This is a genomic window from Sporocytophaga myxococcoides DSM 11118 (assembly GCF_000426725.1).
Lineage (GTDB): Bacteria > Bacteroidota > Bacteroidia > Cytophagales > Cytophagaceae > Sporocytophaga > Sporocytophaga myxococcoides.
The window spans coordinates 486,100-502,734 of record NZ_AUFX01000004.1 but is presented as its reverse complement, the minus strand read 5'-3'; the positions used below and the strand labels follow the sequence as shown (position 1 = coordinate 502,734).

The window sequence follows — 16,635 nt, the reverse complement described above, 5'->3', positions numbered from 1 at the left end:
AACTATGGTACAGTATAAACTTACGACATCTTACAAAAAATTATTAGCGGACACCATTACGCCAGTCAGTATTTATCTGAAAATCAGGGATAAATTTGCGAACAGCATTCTCTTGGAAAGCTCAGATTATCATAGCAATGAGAATAGCTTTTCATACATCTGCTGCAATCCTCTGGCAAAATTCGAAGTTTCTGAGGGAAACATCATTACTGAATTCCCTAACAAAACATCGAAGTCAGTAAAAATTACCGATAGAGCTCAGGTTTTGAGTGCATTAGAAACTTTTAAAAGCTCTTTTGAAACTGAAAAAAGTCCGTTTAATTTTAGCAACAATGGGTTATTCGGTTATATAGCCTATGATTCTGTCAGATATTTCGAAGACTTGGAAATCAAGACATTTGAGACTGAAGACAGAAAAATCCCGGAAATTCTATACCATGTGTATCAGTATGTGATTGTTATCAATCACTTCAAAAATGAGCTGTTTATTTTTGAGCACTGTTATAATGATGAATGTAAAGGACTTGATCAGGTAGAGTCTCTTCTGAAAAACAAGAATTTTGCTTCATATAAATTTTTTCCCTGCGAGGACGAAATATCAAATTTCACAGACAAGGAATTTCTGGATGTTGTGAAGAAAGGAATTGATCATTGTTACAGAGGCGATGTTTTTCAGATAGTACTTTCGAGAAGGTTTTCACAAAGTTATACCGGCGATGAATTCAATGTATACAGGGCATTAAGATCTGTAAATCCTTCACCATACCTCTTTTATTTCGATTACGGAAGCTTTAAAATTTTCGGCTCCAGCCCTGAAGCACAAATCGTTATTAAAAACGGAAAAGCAAGTATTCACCCGATTGCCGGTACTTTTAAAAGAACCGGGAACGATGACAATGATGCAGAGCTGGCCAGAAAACTTTTTGACGATCCTAAGGAAAATTCAGAACACGTGATGCTAGTCGATCTGGCACGTAATGATTTGAGCCGGAGTGGAAAAGAGGTAGCAGTAGAAACGTTTAAAGAAATACAATATTATTCTCACGTTATTCACCTTGTTTCTAAAGTAACGGGTGTATTGGAAGGCGATAAGTCTTCGTTAAGCCTTGTGGCCGATACGTTTCCGGCAGGGACGCTTTCAGGTGCGCCTAAGCATATGGCGATGACGCTGATCAACAAATTTGAGAATGGAAACAGAGGATATTACGGTGGTTGTATTGGTCTGCTTTCCTTCAATGGAGATTTCAACCATGCTATCATGATCCGTTCTTTCCTGAGTAAAAATAATCATCTGTATTATCAGGCAGGAGCAGGAGTAGTTGCAAAATCTGAATTGCAAAGCGAATTAAATGAAGTAAATAATAAATTGCTTGCTCTGCGCACTGCAATTAAACTAGCTAAAGAAATATAAATACAATGCGCCTTTTAGTTTTAGACAATTACGATTCTTTTGTATATAACATAGTTCATATTATAAAAGAGTTAGGCTTTGGAGCAAACATGGAAATTCATCGTAATGATAAAATTTCCATTGACGAGGTTAAGAATTTTGATAAAATACTCCTTTCCCCAGGACCTGGTGTCCCTTCGGAAGCCGGTATTTTGCATGAAATAGTAAAGAAATACGGAGCCGAGAAAGATATTTTCGGCGTATGCCTCGGTCATCAGGGAATAGGTGAAGTATATGGAGCTAGCCTTATCAATCTGGACCAGGTGTATCATGGCCTGTCGATCAAGACGAAGGTCTCTGTACCAGACTATATTTTCAATGGCCTTCCTCAGGAGTTTATGTGTGGAAGATATCATTCATGGGCTGTGGATCCTAAGAGTAATCTTGATCAGATTGAGGTAACTGCCGCAGATGAGAAAGGCAATATAATGGCCCTGAGACATAAGAAGCACAAGGTAAGAGGTGTCCAGTTTCATCCGGAATCTGTCCTTACTGAAAATGGCAAATTGATTATGAAAAACTGGTTAAACGGTTAATCCGATTTGATAATGAAAGAGATAATTCTTCAGCTACTGGAACAAAAGAGTCTGAGCAAAGATACAGCAAAACAGGCTCTGACTGATATTACCATGGGGCGCGTCAATCATAGTCAGATGGCGTGCTTCATGACTGTATACATGATGCGCAGCATTACTGTTGAGGAGCTGGAAGGCTTCAGGGATGCTATGCTTGAGCTTTGTCTTGCAACGGATTTGTCAGAATATAATCCTATAGATCTTTGCGGTACGGGAGGTGATGGTAAAGATACCTTTAATGTCTCTACCCTAGCATCTTTTGTAGTGGCTGGCGCTGGCGTCAGAGTTGCTAAGCATGGAAATTATGGGGTTTCTTCAGGCGTTGGTTCTTCTAACATCATGGAACACTTCGGTTATAAGTTTACCAATGATATAAGTACATTAAAAAAACAGATTGAGAATGCAGGGATATGTATTCTGCACGCTCCTCTGTTCCATCCATCAATGAAAAATGTTGGTCCTATCAGAAAAGATCTGGGAGTGAAAACTTTTTTCAATATGCTTGGACCAATGTCGAATCCTGCCTTTCCTCAGAACCAGCTTGTAGGTGTGTTCAGTCTTGAATTGGCAAGGCTTTATGGTTATCTTTACCAAAAGACAGGTAAAAACTTTGCCATTCTGCATTCACTGGATGGATATGATGAAATTTCTCTTACAGGAGCATTCAAACTGATCAGTAATAAAAAGGAAACCATTCTTCAGCCAGAAGATTTAGGTTTCAAAAAGCTTAAGGCAGAAGCCTTGTCATCAGGGAAATCTCTTGAATCATCGGCCAAAATATTTACGAATGTATTGTGCAATGAGGCAACGGAGGAGCAAACCTCTGCGGTCGTTGTAAATGCAGCGATGGCGATCTGGTGTGCAAGACCAGACCTTAGCCTGGAAGATTCTATCGGGCTTGCTAAAGAGTCTCTTGCATCTGGCAAAGCTTTGAGCGCATTTAAAACATTGCTATCTCTGAATTAATAATATGAACATACTTGATAAAATCATCGAGCGCAAAATAAAGGAAGTAGAGCAGAGAAAAAGGCTCACTCCTGCAAGTGTGCTTGAAAAGTCGGCTTACTTCGAGTTGCCGAATATTTCTTTCAGAAAGTTTCTTACAGATCCGTCAAGAACAGGCATCATAGCTGAGTTTAAAAGAAAGTCACCATCTAAAGGAGTAATCAATGACAGGGTTACTGTTGAAGAAGTTGTTTCTGCATATGATAATTGTGGAGCAAGCGCAGTTTCTGTCTTGACAGACATAGATTTCTTCGGCGGTTCAGATGAAGATTTACTTCATGCAAGAGATGTAATCAAATGTCCGATTTTAAGGAAGGAATTTATTATAGATGAATATCAGATACTGGAAGCAAAATCAATGGGAGCAAATGTAATTCTCCTGATTGCTGCAGTACTGGAGCCTCAAAGACTTAAAGCGCTGGCTGCCTTTACTAAAAGCCTGGGGATGGAAATCTTGATGGAAGTACATGATCTTGAAGAACTGGAGGCTAATCACTGGGATGAAATAGATGCTATTGGTGTCAACAACAGAAACCTAAAGACATTTGAAGTGAGCCTGGAAACTTCCTATAAGCTTTCGGAAGAGATTCCTGATAGATTTATCAAGGTTTCTGAAAGTGGCATTCATGATGTTAAAACCATTCTTCAGCTGAAGGAATATGGCTTTGAAGGCTTTCTAATCGGTGAGAATTTTATGAAGAATTCTAATCCGGGAGAGGCATTTGGAGCTTTTACAAATGAATTAAGAGAATTACAGCTGAAGCAATTTCAAACCAAAAAACCTATTTAAGAAATGATTAAGCTCAAGGTATGCGGGATGAGGGAGGAAAAAAACCTTAAGCAATTAATTCAGGTTGGACCGGATTATATTGGATTTATCTTTTATAAAAAGTCCAAAAGGTTTGTGGGTGATGATGAAGCTATATCTTTCATTAAACCTTTTAATATTCAAAAGGTTGGAGTTTTTGTAAATGAAGAGAATAATGAAATTATCAAACACGCAAAAGCTCTGGACCTTAATTTAATTCAGCTTCATGGAGATGAATCTCCTGATCAGGCTGAGGAGCTGAAGAGTCTGGGACTCAAGGTTATTAAAGTCTTTTCTGTCAACAACCAATTGCCGTCAAATGAACTGGATAGGTTTAAAAAAGTATCGGACTATTTTCTTCTGGATACAAAAACAGAAGCTTATGGTGGCAGCGGCCAAAGATTTGACTGGTCTGTTTTAAAAGATTATGATAATGAAATTCCGCTTTTTTTAAGCGGAGGAATTGGCGAAGAACATCTGGGAGAAATTTCGGATCTAAGCAAAAGTTTAAATATTCACGCCATTGATGTAAACAGCAGGTTTGAAATCACACCTGCCTTAAAAAATATAGACAGTATAACATCATTTGCTCAAAAGCTAAAAGCATTATGAATTTTACAGTAGACGAAAACGGGTTTTATGGAAGCTTCGGGGGTGCATACATTCCTGAAATGCTTTTCCCCAATGTAGAAGAACTAAAGGATAAATACCTCAAAATTATGAATGAGGAATCCTTTATCACAGAGTATAACAATCTCTTAAAGGACTACGTGGGAAGACCTACACCTTTATATTTTGCTAAGAGACTTTCAGAACACTTTAAAGCAAATATATATCTTAAGAGAGAAGATCTTTGTCATACCGGTGCACATAAAATAAATAATACGCTTGGCCAGATCCTTCTTGCTAAGAGACTCGGGAAGAGACGGATTATAGCAGAGACCGGCGCCGGACAGCATGGTGTTGCAACAGCTACGGTTTGTGCTTTAATGGGTTTTGACTGCATCGTTTACATGGGCGAAATCGATATGGAACGTCAGAAGCCCAATGTAGAGCGTATGAAAATGCTTGGCGCAACAGTTGTGCCAGCTACTTCCGGCAGCAAAACATTAAAAGATGCTACCAATGAGGCTATCAGGGACTGGATCAATAACCCTTCCGATACACATTATATCATTGGGTCTGTAGTAGGACCACATCCGTACCCGGATATGGTTGCAAGATTCCAGGCTATAATAAGTAAAGAAGTTCGAGCTCAGTTGAAAGAAAAGACTGGCTCAGAAAATCCAGATTATGTAATTGCATGTGTTGGTGGAGGTAGTAATGCTGCAGGTGCATTTTTCCATTATCTGAATGAAAAGGATGTTAAACTTGTGGCAGTAGAAGCTGCAGGAATGGGCATAGATTCAGGTTATTCAGCTGCAACGACTTTTCTTGGAAAACCAGGAGTGTTGCATGGAAGCAAAACTTTATTGATGCAGACAGCAGATGGTCAGATCGTAGAAGCACATTCAATATCTGCAGGTCTTGACTATCCTGGGATCGGACCAATTCACAGTCATTTATTTGAAACAGGAAGAGCTGAGTTTTTAGCAATCACTGACAAAGAAGCATTTAAAGCTGCAGTCTTATTGAGCAAGCTGGAAGGAATTATTCCTGCTCTTGAATCTTCACATGCGATAGCATCTATGGCAAAATTAAATCTTAAACCATCAGATACTGTTGTAGTGAACCTTTCAGGTAGAGGTGATAAAGATCTGATGACATATATAACCAGAAAAGAAGAATTTTTAAAAGACTAAGGTAATGGATACTAAAATTCAGGTAAAAAACCGATTGACTGCGGCTTTCAGCGAGAATCAAAAGCCATTGCTTAATATTTATTTCACAGCGGGTTATCCTGCTTTGAATGACACTCTTCCTGTTTTAAGGGCTTTACAGAATGCATGCGTGGATATGGTGGAAATCGGAATGCCGTTTTCTGATCCATTGGCTGATGGTCCTGTAATTCAGAGAAGCAGCGAAATTGCACTCGAAAACGGAATGACCATTAAAGGACTTTTCGAGCAGATCAAAGACATGCGTAAAGAGATTCATATACCTGTGTTGCTAATGGGTTATATCAATCCTGTTTTGAGATATGGTATTGAAAAGTTCTGTGAAGATGCTGCTGCTGTGGGTATTGACGGAGTAATTATCCCGGATTTACCAGTTAGAGAATATATGGAGGATTACGAAGAGATCTTTCAAAAGAACAACCTTTCGAATATTTTCCTTGTAACTCCGCATACCTCACCAGAGCGTTTAAAACTCATTGATGATCATGCAACTGGATTTATTTACGCAGTTTCTACAGACAGTACTACTGGAAATACAAAAGATATCAAGCAGCAGGAAGAATATTTTTCCAGATTAAAAGGATCCAAACTGAAGAATCCTTTAATGATTGGATTCAATGTGAGGGATAAAGAGTCATTTGCCTTTGCAACGAATTATGCTAAAGGTGCAATTATAGGAAGTGCATTTGTAAAGGCGATTACAGGAAGCAAAAACCTGGAGAAGGATATCGACGTTTTTATAAAAGGTATCAGATAAGACGTTTTTAAATTTTATATACTGCCATGATCGAGATAATTCCGGCAATATCAGTTGTAAAGCTCAGAGTAGCAAGGGTTCAGAACGGAAACCTTGATAACATTAAAATCTATGATGAGCGACCTCTGGATATGGCTTTGAAATTTCAGGATCATGGCATTAAAAAAATTCACCTGATTGATATTGAAGGGGCAAGAAAGGGTAGGATAATGAATCAGGAGGTCATTGAAACGATAGCTGGTTATACGGATCTTGCTATTGACTTCGGTGGAGGTATCAATGATGACGATGATATCAGACTGGCCTTTGAACATGGGGCAAATGCTATCCATGCCTCTACTATCGCAGTGAACAACAAGGATTTATTTTCTTCCTGGATTATTTCCTATGGTAGAAATAAAATAATCCTGGGAGCAGATGTCAATAATGACAAAATAGCTACCAGAGGCTGGTCCAAAAGTACTGAAGTTGATGTGCTCGACTTAGTGGATTATTTTCATAATCAGGGAATTTTGTATGTAAAATGTACGGATATTACCTGTGATGATTCCCTTGCTGGTCCTCCATTTGACCTTTATAAAAGGATACTTAATAAATTTCCTGATATTAAATTAATGGCAAGCGGCGGTGTTAGATCTGTAGAAGATATTGATAAGCTTCAGGATCTTGGGGTTTATGGAGTGATATTCGCCAAAGCGTATTATGAAGGTATGATTAAATTAAAGGATCTTGAAAAGTACTTTAGCTAAAGGAGTCTTTATTAGGTCCCAATTATTTTTTTTGTAATAGTCCCCTGACTTTTCTTACTTTTAGTTAATCTTATATTAGAATTTTTATTTTTGTAAAAGCAATATCATTGTTGTTTGCTTCACGTTTAGGTAGTAAATTTGTTTGAAATCAGTCTAAATAAGCATGGGCGAACCCAAAAAAAGCATTGCAGATCTTAAAATCGGAGAAAAAGGAATCGTCTGTTGTTTCAATGACGAAGAAATGTCTCTGAAGCTGCTTGAGATGGGTTGTTTGCCGGGTTGTATGGTGGAGTTGAGCAATAAAGCTCCTTTAGGTGATCCTATTTGTATAAAAGTTTCCGGATATAATCTTTCTTTACGATTAGAAGAAGCAGCAACTGTAATGCTGCGATAGTTAGTTAACATTCAAGTAAAATTAACCTCTGAATTTGAGTGCCGGATATTCCGGTTATCCTGCTTTAAATTCCTGGTCTCTGTTGGGATATGTCTATTGAAAAAACAACGAGGTTAAAAGTTGCCCTTCTGGGTAATCCTAATGCCGGTAAATCTTCTCTTTTTAACCACCTTACCGGTTTAAATCAAAAAATCGGAAATTTTCCCGGGGTCACTGTAGATAAAAAAGTTGGCACGAGTAAAATCAGTGACAATCTATATGCTGAAATAATTGACCTTCCGGGCACTTATAGTCTTTATCCCAAATCACTCGATGAACAGATAGTCCTTGATCTATTGCATAGCAAAAAGGACCCCGCTTCTCCTGACCTTCTTCTTGTTGTTATAGATGCCTCTACTTTTAAGAGGAACATGCTTTTATTCACCCAGATCAGGGATCTTGGGTTTCCCGTCATTCTTGTCCTGAATATGCTTGATCTTGCAGAGCAGCATGGGATAAAGATAGATCCCCTTAAACTTGAAAAAGAACTTAATGTACCGATAGTCGCAATCAATGCGAGAACTGGTGCTGGTATCCGTGAGCTTAAGGCAGCCATTGCCTGTCCGGTACACACACCTCCTGAAAGTTATTATAAACCTGGACCATTGGCTTCAGGAATTATATCTGAAGTAAAAGAGAGCTTTTCTCTTGAAAATGATTATCAGGCAATTTTGCTGGCACATCAGTATGACAACATGCGTGGGCTTCCCCAAAAGGAAAAAGAAGAGCTCGCAAGACTTGTCAAAAAATGGAGCTTTGATTCTAAAGGTTTTCAATCAAAGGAAACAATCGCCAGGTATGATGTAATTACACGTATTCTGAAAGAGACTGTTGAAGAGAAATCCGTAGACGATAAAGAATTAACTTCAACTAAGATAGATAGGATACTCACTCATAAAGTATTCGGTTATCTTATATTCTTCTTTATTTTACTGGTGCTGTTCCAGTCTATTTTTGCGTGGGCATCCTTTCCGATGGATTTGATAGACGGCGGAATTGCATGGATAAACGGAGCTTTGAAACAGAATCTTCCTTCTGGTCCGTTTACTGATCTTCTTACAGATGGCCTTATTGCCGGGCTGGGCGGCGTACTTATTTTCATTCCTCAGATTGCTATTTTATTCGCCTTTATTGCTGTCTTAGAAGAGTCGGGATATATGTCCAGAGTGATGTTTCTCATGGACAAACTCATGAGACCATTCGGGATGAGTGGGCGTAGCGTGGTTCCTCTTATATCAGGTGTCGCCTGTGCAGTTCCAGCAATCATGTCTACAAGAAGCATCGAAAATTGGAAAGAAAGGCTCATTACAATTTTTGTAACGCCTTTGATGAGTTGTTCTGCAAGGATTCCGGTTTTCACAATTCTTATTGCGTTGGTTGTGCCTGAAGTTGATTTGCTTGGATTTATTAATCTGCAAGGAATTGTTTTGATGGGGTTGTACCTTATCGGTTTTCTATCTGCTATACTGTCAGGATTTGTAATGAATAAAATTCTGAAAAATAAGCAGAGAAGCTTTTTCATAATGGAGCTTCCTTCATATAGAATTCCTAGATGGAAAAATGTTGGTTTAACAATTTATGAAAAAGTTAAAACCTTTGTTCTTGAAGCTGGGAAGGTAATCGTAGCGATTTCTATTGTGCTTTGGGTGCTTGCAAGTTATGGTCCAGGAGATATAGAAACGAATGCTGTGACTGAGATTAGGCGGGAACAACCTGAGCTTGTAGAATCAACTCCCGATTTTGACAATGCCGTAGCGGGTAAAAAACTTGAAATGTCCTATGCAGGTCAGTTCGGACATTTTATAGAGCCAGTTATCAGACCACTAGGGTTTGACTGGAAAATCGGAGTGGCACTCATCACTTCTTTTGCAGCAAGAGAAGTCTTTATCGGAACTATGTCTACAATATACAGTGTCGGAGACAGCGGTGATGACGAAGCAACAATTAAGCAAAGGATGAAAGAGGAGATCAATCCTAAAACCGGAGGACCAATGTATACTCCAGCTCTTGCTTTTTCATTGCTGATATTTTATTTGTTTGCCATGCAATGCATGAGTACACTCGCGATAGTGCGCAGAGAAACTAAAGGCTGGACATGGCCAATGTTACAATTAATATATATGACCGGCCTTGCTTACGGCTTGAGTTTTATTACTTATCATTTATTTAGCTAGAATAGACATTTTATTAATCCTGCATGACAAATTGCAGGATTTGATCCTTCCAAAATCAAAAAATCTCTGTTAAATGATTTTTCATTTTTAATCCATTTTTAACGTTAGTTTCCTCAAAACGCTACATTGCTTAATTTTTTTGAAATTATTCAAAAGCATTACCTGCATTTTTTAGATTATTTGAGTAAAAGTTTATTTTCCCAAGCTGCGTAACCCACTTTTAGTAAGTCTTTATAATTACATCTTTCATATAAAAAATTGTGTTTTGGGTAGTTTGAAATTTCATACTGACGGGTAAATACTATTTTGAAAATGACTGTTATAACTATCTTATTGGAAAAAAACCATATTTTTTTGTATTTATATTACATGAAATTTATAACTTGGCTGAACAATAATTGTTAAATCCTATTTTGTATCTATAAATTTATAAACCGGTTTTGGAAAACCATTCAATTAATTATTATGGAGAGAAAATTTACCCTATTGCTACTTTGTCTTGTTTCTGTTTTTCAGATACAGGTATTGCAGGCTCAAACGCCAACCTATGCTTATCCTCAAAACAGGAGTTATCCTTTTGGATTTCAGCAAAATGTTAAATCCAAAACAGAAGCTTCTGCTATTGCGGATTCCTGGTATAATGACTGGAAATCAAGATGGGTGGAAACCTGCGGAAGCTCAGCGAGAGTAAAAGATGGAGATGGTAAAACTTATTCTGAAGGTATAGGCTATGGAATGCTTTTGGCTGTATATAGAGGTGACAAAACGCTTTTTGATGGTTTATGGGCCTATTATAAAAATAACATGAACAACCATGGATTGATGAACTGGTGTCGGACTAGTTGCGGTGGTGGTTCTTGCGGAGATAATGGTGCAACAGACGGGGACCTGGATGCGGCAATGGGTCTGGTTATAGCTAGTTGCCAGTGGCCTTCCGGTTCTTATGCTGCAGACGCGAAAACATTAATCACTAATATCAAAAACTGGGAGTTTACAACTTGTAGCGGTTTAACAGTTCAAAAAGCTGGGGACTGGTTGGGAGGTTGTAACTGTACAAACCCTTCTTATTTTTCACCTGGTTATTATAGAGCGTTCGCTCAGTTTGTTCCGGATCAATCTTCATTTTGGTTAAAAGCTGCTGATGACAGCTATACTGTATTACTGAAATCTGCTCACACTACAACTGGATTGATTCCCGCATGGAGTGATTCAGATGGTGGAATTGGAGGATCAGGAGACTGTGATAAGATTCAACAAAACGGCGGTGGTACAAGATCTGATTATCAGTTTGATGCTGCAAGAGCACCATGGAGAGTTGCTATCGACTATCTATGGTGGGGAACTCCTAGTGCAAAGACATGGCTAACTAAGCTTACAGGTTGGGTTAAAAGTGGTCCGGGAATCAGTGGTATCAAAGCTGGTTACAAAAGAGATGGTTCTCAAAATGTGGATTATAGAAACTCAGCATTTACAGGTGCATTTGCTTTAGCAGCAATGGCATCCAGCCAGGATGATGCAAATTCTTTCTTCAACTGGTGGACACAGAATTCTGTTACTTCTGGTAATGTTGGCTCGAGATTGGACGATGCTCCATATTTTCAGAATTCTTTAAGAACTATCTATGTATTGCTTGCAACAGGTAACATGTGGTATCCTTGTGGAAATGTTACTCCTCCTTCAAGCTGCAAAAAACCAAATCTTGGAGCGGATATCAGTATGTGTGGAAGCTCTTTTCCAGTAACCCTTCAGTCAAAAACAAACGGTGGCGGAAATATCAGATTTACATGGAAGAGAACCAGTCCCTCTGCTGCTACTTTTATAACCAGTTCAAGCAATGCTGCAGATGCAAACTATAGTGTAACAGCATCGAATGGCGCAGGTACTTATGTTGTCGTTCGTGATTCTGTGGATGGTTCTGGTAAAGTGGTCTGCACAGAAACAGATGAAATTGTTATTTCTGCAACTCTACAAACTCCTGCGTTAGGCGCAGATAAAGTTCTTTGCAATCCGGCAAGTTACAGCCTTTCACCTTCTAACCTTTCTTCTTTTCCTTCCGGAACGACCTGGCAATGGCAGAAAGGTGGAACCAACATTAATGGAGCAACCAGCAGCACTTTGGCCAATGTTAATGAAGCTGCAACGTATAAACTTACAGCTAGCATCTCAGGATGTGCTTCAACGTCTGACGAGATTAAATTAACATCCAGCCTGCCAACTCCTGTCAATGGATGCAGATCTTCTGCAGGAACAGTTACCTTAAGTGTTACTGGTGGCACGGCGCCTTATAGCTGGTATAGCGGCACTTCAGGCGGTAGTGCCCTTGCGACAGGCAATACATTCACTACTCCGTCAATTTCTTCCACCACAACTTACTATGTGCAGGATGCATCAGGTGGAGGAACAAAAGGCAACGTCGGACCAGCAAATAATTCTATAGGAACTATTTGGGATGGAAATGATTATGCCTATAAGTTAAAATTTGACGCACTTAGTGCGTTTACACTTAATTCTGTTACCGTATACCCAAATGCAGCAGGTACTCTGACGGTAAGAGTCCTAAAAAGTGACAAGACTACTGTTCTTGCATCTAAATCATTTACTCTTTCAGGCCCTGGAGGTTCGCAGGTTTTAGATCTGGGATTTTCTATACCACAAGGTACAGATTACTACATGGACGGCCAGGTTACCGGAGGAGCTAAATTGAATATAAATGGAGGAGGTGCAACTTATCCTTATACTCTTTCAGGTGTTGTGTCAATAAAGGGTACAGATCCTGATTGGATTGTTGGACAAGGCTGGTATCTTTACTACTATAACTGGAGTGTAAGTGTAGGAAATGGATGTGCGAGGTTGCCTGTAGTTGCAACGATCAATGCTTCATGTACATCAACACCTCCGACTCAGCCTCAGGTATCAGGTCCCGATAATATCGGACAGGGTGCAAATGGTACTTATACAGTTACTCAGGTTCAGGGTGTAACATATACCTGGTCTGTAAGTGGCGATGCTCAGATAGTATCCGGTCAAGGTACCAATACTGTTGTTATTAAGTTTGGCAATAACGATGCTAGCGTTTCTGTTGTGGCTTCAAATTCAGGCGGAACAACACCTTCTCCGGCCAAGTTAGTTGATGTTCGTCCGGCAGGAATCAATGACGGCCAGGCTGAATCAATTAAAATTTACCCAAATCCTTCTAATCATGAATTCTTAATGGATTTGTCAACGCTTAATGGAGAAGCATTGGTAAAAGTTTATGATTTGAATTCTAATCTTCTGATTGATCAGAAAGAAGTATTCTCCAGTGCTCAGGTAACTATTGGGGCAGATTATCCGGCAGGTTTTTATATTGTTGAACTGATTACAAATAGAGGCAACTTCAGATGTAAGCTTGTTAAGCAATAAAATTAAGTATAAATTGAAAAGAGGGAGGCCGGACTTATAAGTCTGGCCTCCCTCTTTTTATTAGCATTCTATTATTATTGAGAGGTAGGTATTACTTACACCTCAGAATAAATATTTAATCCTTATCTATTTTTTGTTAGTTATACTATTCCTTTGTTCCACTTCACTGAGGCGCTCCTGAAGAATAGAATTATGTGAATTTAAGCTTTCTATGAGATTTTTTTGAGTTTCAATGACCATACGAAGGGCTGCAATCAAATCATCATTTCCAGATTTACTTTCTTCAGTTTTTTCTGAGCCCCCAGAATTGGTATTTCCTTGATTACGAGAATCATTAAGTTGATTTTTTTCTACTTTTTTGCCATTCTCTGTTTCTTTAATTGAATGGACATTATTTAAAGCCTCAACAAGTAAAGTATGGATGTTAATGCCGAAAAACTCGGATATTTTTATTAATGTCGACAAATTCGGCTCACTCTTTCCATTTTCGTAGTCAGACAGTGTATTTCTCCCAACACCAATAATTTCAGATAGTTCTGCTTGGTTTAAGCCTTTTTCTTTTCTTAATAAATATAGATTTTCTCCAAAATAGATCATATAAATAAAATATTTTCCGAAAATATTTGCATTTGTCGGTTTTTTCGGATTTCTTTGTTGTACCATTAAGTGGAACAACAGCAAAAGTAATGAGGATGGACATAAAAACAATAAAAAGCTCCGGAAAAAGACATGATACTTCTGTGATAGTCGCTGAAATGCATGATGTTTCGCTCAATATTGAATGGTAAAAAAGGAAATATGTATAAAAGTAATTTGATTTTTTATGAATTATAATTCACTAATTAGCCATATGTCTCAACAAGAGATTGACTCTTTAAAATTGGCAATTACAAACTACCTGGGATGGACAGAAGAGAGATACTGTCAACATCAATTTTTACAAGGAAGTCTGTTTATCGAGAATATAAAATTCCAAAATGCACCAATGGATCTTCATAAGGAATTAAGAGAAAGTAAATTCTTTTGGGAGTGCTGGAATATATTATGGTCCTATAGAGACATCCACTTCACTAATTTCCTTGAAAAGAAAAATCCTGATCGTCATGGAGCAGAGCAACTATATATAGAAAGCAATAGTCCTGAATTTTTATTGTCTTCCTTAAACCCTGTCTACTGTCAGATGCATGACTATATCAATGAAGCCATTCATCTGCTAATTAAGGAAGTTGTTAGAAAAAAGGAACTGTGTTATGCAGACAATTGATAGATGGAAGTTGCTGGTATTCATTTTTTATATCATATCAACATGTGTAAGTCTATTTTTTATATACAGAATTTTTATAGCATCATTTAAATAAATCAACAATGACAAGAATTAAGAAAACGCTTAGCGGCCCTGTAAATAGGACAGCCGCAGAGGAAATCTTTGCAGATTTCGCACTGGCTAGCACAAGGCACAATCAGCTTTTAGCAAAGAAGAATGAAGAAATTTCTTTTATAGAGAAAAAGTATAAAGAGGAAATCCAGCAATTGCAGGAACAACAGAAAATTGCTTTTGAGGCACTTCACTCTTATGCAGAGAGCCATAGAGAAGAGTTTAAAGGTAAAAAAAGTATAAAGTTCCAGGATGGTGTTTTAGGATTTCGTACAGGAGCTCCAAAACTCAAGACCAGAAAGGGTTATACTTGGAGTAGTGTTACTAATCTTTTAAAGGAATTTCTACCAGATTATATCAGAAAGATTGAAGAACCTGCAAAGGATAGATTATTGGCTGATCGCAATGATCCCGAAGTTAAACAGATGTTTGATAAGATTGGAATATTTGTTGATCAAGATGAGACCTTTTATATCAACACAAAGAAGGGATTAAGTCAATAATTTTAAATATAGTGTTTTGGTTGCCTGATCAAAACACTACTTACACAAACGGTCCTCAATGATCATATTCTAAGAACATATAAAAATTTATATCAATGGAAGCAAATACATTCTGCAGGGAAACTCAACGACTTATAAAAATACAGAGACTGTTAAAGGAACAAAGATTGATAGAATATAAGATGCAAGAGCTCAACGAAGAGCATTTTAAGTCGCTATTAAAGATTAATGAGATGATAGAAGAGATACATGAAGAGTATCTTAAATCGCAGCGAAAGCTTAATGAAATCAATGAAGAGTTGGAAAGATATAAAAAGGATTCTTAGATAATTCATTTTCACACTACCAATATGGTCAGGATACAAAACATACATTCTAATAAATTAAATCTGAACAAATTTATAAAGCAGTTCAAAGATGCGTACTAGTATATTTTCACCCACCAATGATTTATCGAATGCAAGATTTACAGCAGTAGCGAGAGATTGTTATTTGATAAAAGTTAAGAAGTCCGATCTGAGTGATATCGGAATTATGATTTTCATATGTCTGTCAGCTCAACCTGTTGATGATGAGCATGAATTGGAGATTCTGATATTGGAAGAATTAAAGAAAAGCTTAGAGAAAAAATTCCAAACCTGTTCAGATAATACAACTATAAAATTATCACGATCACAGGCCCGTACATTATTCTTATGGTTCAACGAAATTGATTTTGAACACCCTTTTCATAATATCCTTGCAGGAAAAATAGTAAAGCAGATATCTATGCAAATGGTGTAATCATAAAGGTGTTTGATTAAGTAATTGATTTTTAGATAAGATTTAAATTGTTAATTCCTTCAACATTTTCTTAATAGAAAAGCAACAGTATCAAGGCTCATGGCAGCATGAATCAATATGTTACAAAGGATTTTTAAACGATTATAAAGGGCTATGTAATGGAATCATTTGATACTGAATCTTTGAAGAGCTTTGATATTTTTTTTTTTGAGATTCCTGTTTCTTAAAATTAATCTTGGGGACAATGCCACACATTTTTCAAAGCAAAGACAGATGTTATTCTATCAATGAATACAGTGGCTAGAGAAGGCTGTATATTAATTTGTTATGAATTGAGTTGTAGAGATACAACTATATAAGACTTGTATGACAATGAATAAGCAGCATTGCTGTAGCAAATTATAAATAGATACTTAAATATATATATAGCATTTTTGATTGAGACAGAAAGAACCAGCTCAATATCAGATTACAGCAAAGCCAGTGAAATCAAAGTGACTGAAACTCATCATGTGCTATAAAGCAATGGCAATATAGAATGATTGATATCACCATCATCCTATATGATTGAGTTAAAGGATGGTATGTCGATATGGCAAATATTGCTTTACAATTATTCAGTAATGCAAATGAATTGCGAGCATATTTGATAGTTTAGTGAGACCAACTAAATTAAAACAGGCATAAATATTGTTTTTATTTAGTTGAAGGAAAATACAATGATATGATTTTCCGTTTACCAGTAACTTGATAAAATTTTTATAGTACTATTTAATTTTTGTA

At 37.4% G+C, this 16,635-nt stretch carries 16 protein-coding genes; 15 read left to right on the top strand and 1 reads right to left on the bottom strand.

Annotated features, from left to right (window positions below):
- The first annotated feature begins 4 nt into the window (after nt 1-4).
- The 11 genes from K350_RS0105020 (at nt 5) to K350_RS30785 (ending at nt 13,191) form a co-directional block, all read left to right on the top strand.
- The gene (locus tag K350_RS0105020) at nt 5-1,411 is read left to right on the top strand and encodes an anthranilate synthase component I family protein (protein WP_028978971.1); all 1,407 of its coding nucleotides are present in this window, start codon (nt 5-7) and stop codon (nt 1,409-1,411) included.
- Between the two features lie 5 nt (nt 1,412-1,416).
- A complete protein-coding gene (locus K350_RS0105015; protein WP_028978970.1) occupies nt 1,417-1,986 on the top strand; it encodes an anthranilate synthase component II in 570 nt (189 codons plus the stop codon).
- 12 nt (nt 1,987-1,998) lie between these two features.
- Nucleotides 1,999-2,991 (top strand): anthranilate phosphoribosyltransferase, encoded by a 993-nt coding sequence (trpD, locus tag K350_RS0105010; RefSeq protein ID WP_028978969.1) that lies wholly within the window; start codon nt 1,999-2,001, stop codon nt 2,989-2,991.
- Between the two features lie 4 nt (nt 2,992-2,995).
- Complete coding sequence (trpC, locus tag K350_RS0105005; protein WP_028978968.1) at nt 2,996-3,820, top strand: indole-3-glycerol phosphate synthase TrpC; 825 nt, start codon at nt 2,996-2,998, stop codon at nt 3,818-3,820.
- Between the two features lie 3 nt (nt 3,821-3,823).
- The gene (locus tag K350_RS0105000; RefSeq protein WP_028978967.1) at nt 3,824-4,450 is read left to right on the top strand and encodes a phosphoribosylanthranilate isomerase; all 627 of its coding nucleotides are present in this window, start codon (nt 3,824-3,826) and stop codon (nt 4,448-4,450) included.
- Nucleotides 4,447-5,640 carry a tryptophan synthase subunit beta gene (gene trpB / locus K350_RS0104995; protein WP_028978966.1) on the top strand — a complete coding sequence of 398 codons (1,194 nt, stop codon included), beginning with the start codon at nt 4,447-4,449 and terminating at the stop codon, nt 5,638-5,640. The genes K350_RS0105000 and trpB overlap by 4 nt, the downstream gene beginning before the upstream one ends.
- A gap of 4 nt (nt 5,641-5,644) precedes the next feature.
- Nucleotides 5,645-6,433 (top strand): tryptophan synthase subunit alpha, encoded by a 789-nt coding sequence (trpA, locus tag K350_RS0104990; protein WP_028978965.1) that lies wholly within the window; start codon nt 5,645-5,647, stop codon nt 6,431-6,433.
- Nucleotides 6,434-6,459: 26 nt separating this feature from the next.
- Nucleotides 6,460-7,182: a 1-(5-phosphoribosyl)-5-[(5-phosphoribosylamino)methylideneamino]imidazole-4-carboxamide isomerase gene (locus K350_RS0104985; RefSeq protein WP_028978964.1), complete on the top strand. Its 723-nt coding sequence runs from the start codon at nt 6,460-6,462 to the stop codon at nt 7,180-7,182.
- Between the two features lie 163 nt (nt 7,183-7,345).
- Nucleotides 7,346-7,576, top strand: a complete 231-nt coding sequence (locus K350_RS0104980) for a FeoA family protein (RefSeq protein WP_028978963.1) — start codon at nt 7,346-7,348, stop codon at nt 7,574-7,576.
- A gap of 89 nt (nt 7,577-7,665) precedes the next feature.
- Entirely contained in the window at nt 7,666-9,789 is a 2,124-nt protein-coding gene (gene feoB / locus K350_RS0104975; protein WP_037573984.1) for a ferrous iron transport protein B, read from the top strand.
- A gap of 465 nt (nt 9,790-10,254) precedes the next feature.
- Entirely contained in the window at nt 10,255-13,191 is a 2,937-nt protein-coding gene (locus K350_RS30785; RefSeq protein WP_051312878.1) for a glycosyl hydrolase family 8, read from the top strand.
- Between the two features lie 126 nt (nt 13,192-13,317).
- Here the strand turns inward: K350_RS30785 and K350_RS30780 are convergent, their stop codons facing one another.
- The gene (locus K350_RS30780; protein WP_051312877.1) at nt 13,318-13,854 is read right to left on the bottom strand and encodes a helix-turn-helix domain-containing protein; all 537 of its coding nucleotides are present in this window, start codon (nt 13,852-13,854) and stop codon (nt 13,318-13,320) included.
- A gap of 187 nt (nt 13,855-14,041) precedes the next feature.
- On the opposite strand from K350_RS30780, the gene K350_RS0104960 reads away from it, so the two are divergent.
- The 4 genes from K350_RS0104960 (at nt 14,042) to K350_RS0104945 (ending at nt 15,852) form a co-directional block, all read left to right on the top strand.
- Nucleotides 14,042-14,455, top strand: a complete 414-nt coding sequence (locus K350_RS0104960) for a hypothetical protein (RefSeq protein ID WP_028978961.1) — start codon at nt 14,042-14,044, stop codon at nt 14,453-14,455.
- A gap of 101 nt (nt 14,456-14,556) precedes the next feature.
- A complete protein-coding gene (locus tag K350_RS0104955) occupies nt 14,557-15,069 on the top strand; it encodes a host-nuclease inhibitor Gam family protein (RefSeq protein ID WP_028978960.1) in 513 nt (170 codons plus the stop codon).
- Between the two features lie 95 nt (nt 15,070-15,164).
- The gene (locus K350_RS0104950; RefSeq protein WP_028978959.1) at nt 15,165-15,395 is read left to right on the top strand and encodes a hypothetical protein; all 231 of its coding nucleotides are present in this window, start codon (nt 15,165-15,167) and stop codon (nt 15,393-15,395) included.
- A gap of 91 nt (nt 15,396-15,486) precedes the next feature.
- On the top strand, nt 15,487-15,852 hold the full coding sequence (locus K350_RS0104945) for a hypothetical protein (protein ID WP_028978958.1): 366 nt from the start codon (nt 15,487-15,489) through the stop codon (nt 15,850-15,852).
- Nucleotides 15,853-16,635 lie beyond the last annotated feature (783 nt).

Bases quoted from the DNA above. Each gene is read 5' to 3' on its own strand.
- K350_RS0105020 (WP_028978971.1), top strand. From the start codon at position 5: ATGGTACAGTATAAACTTACGACATCTTACAAAAAATTATTAGCGGAC.
- K350_RS0105015 (WP_028978970.1), top strand. From the start codon at position 1,417: ATGCGCCTTTTAGTTTTAGACAATTACGATTCTTTTGTATATAACATA.
- trpD (WP_028978969.1), top strand. From the start codon at position 1,999: ATGAAAGAGATAATTCTTCAGCTACTGGAACAAAAGAGTCTGAGCAAA.
- trpC (WP_028978968.1), top strand. From the start codon at position 2,996: ATGAACATACTTGATAAAATCATCGAGCGCAAAATAAAGGAAGTAGAG.
- K350_RS0105000 (WP_028978967.1), top strand. From the start codon at position 3,824: ATGATTAAGCTCAAGGTATGCGGGATGAGGGAGGAAAAAAACCTTAAG.
- trpB (WP_028978966.1), top strand. From the start codon at position 4,447: ATGAATTTTACAGTAGACGAAAACGGGTTTTATGGAAGCTTCGGGGGT.
- trpA (WP_028978965.1), top strand. From the start codon at position 5,645: ATGGATACTAAAATTCAGGTAAAAAACCGATTGACTGCGGCTTTCAGC.
- K350_RS0104985 (WP_028978964.1), top strand. From the start codon at position 6,460: ATGATCGAGATAATTCCGGCAATATCAGTTGTAAAGCTCAGAGTAGCA.
- K350_RS0104980 (WP_028978963.1), top strand. From the start codon at position 7,346: ATGGGCGAACCCAAAAAAAGCATTGCAGATCTTAAAATCGGAGAAAAA.
- feoB (WP_037573984.1), top strand. From the start codon at position 7,666: ATGTCTATTGAAAAAACAACGAGGTTAAAAGTTGCCCTTCTGGGTAAT.
- K350_RS30785 (WP_051312878.1), top strand. From the start codon at position 10,255: ATGGAGAGAAAATTTACCCTATTGCTACTTTGTCTTGTTTCTGTTTTT.
- K350_RS30780 (WP_051312877.1), bottom strand. From the start codon at position 13,854: ATGGTACAACAAAGAAATCCGAAAAAACCGACAAATGCAAATATTTTC.
- K350_RS0104960 (WP_028978961.1), top strand. From the start codon at position 14,042: ATGTCTCAACAAGAGATTGACTCTTTAAAATTGGCAATTACAAACTAC.
- K350_RS0104955 (WP_028978960.1), top strand. From the start codon at position 14,557: ATGACAAGAATTAAGAAAACGCTTAGCGGCCCTGTAAATAGGACAGCC.
- K350_RS0104950 (WP_028978959.1), top strand. From the start codon at position 15,165: ATGGAAGCAAATACATTCTGCAGGGAAACTCAACGACTTATAAAAATA.
- K350_RS0104945 (WP_028978958.1), top strand. From the start codon at position 15,487: ATGCGTACTAGTATATTTTCACCCACCAATGATTTATCGAATGCAAGA.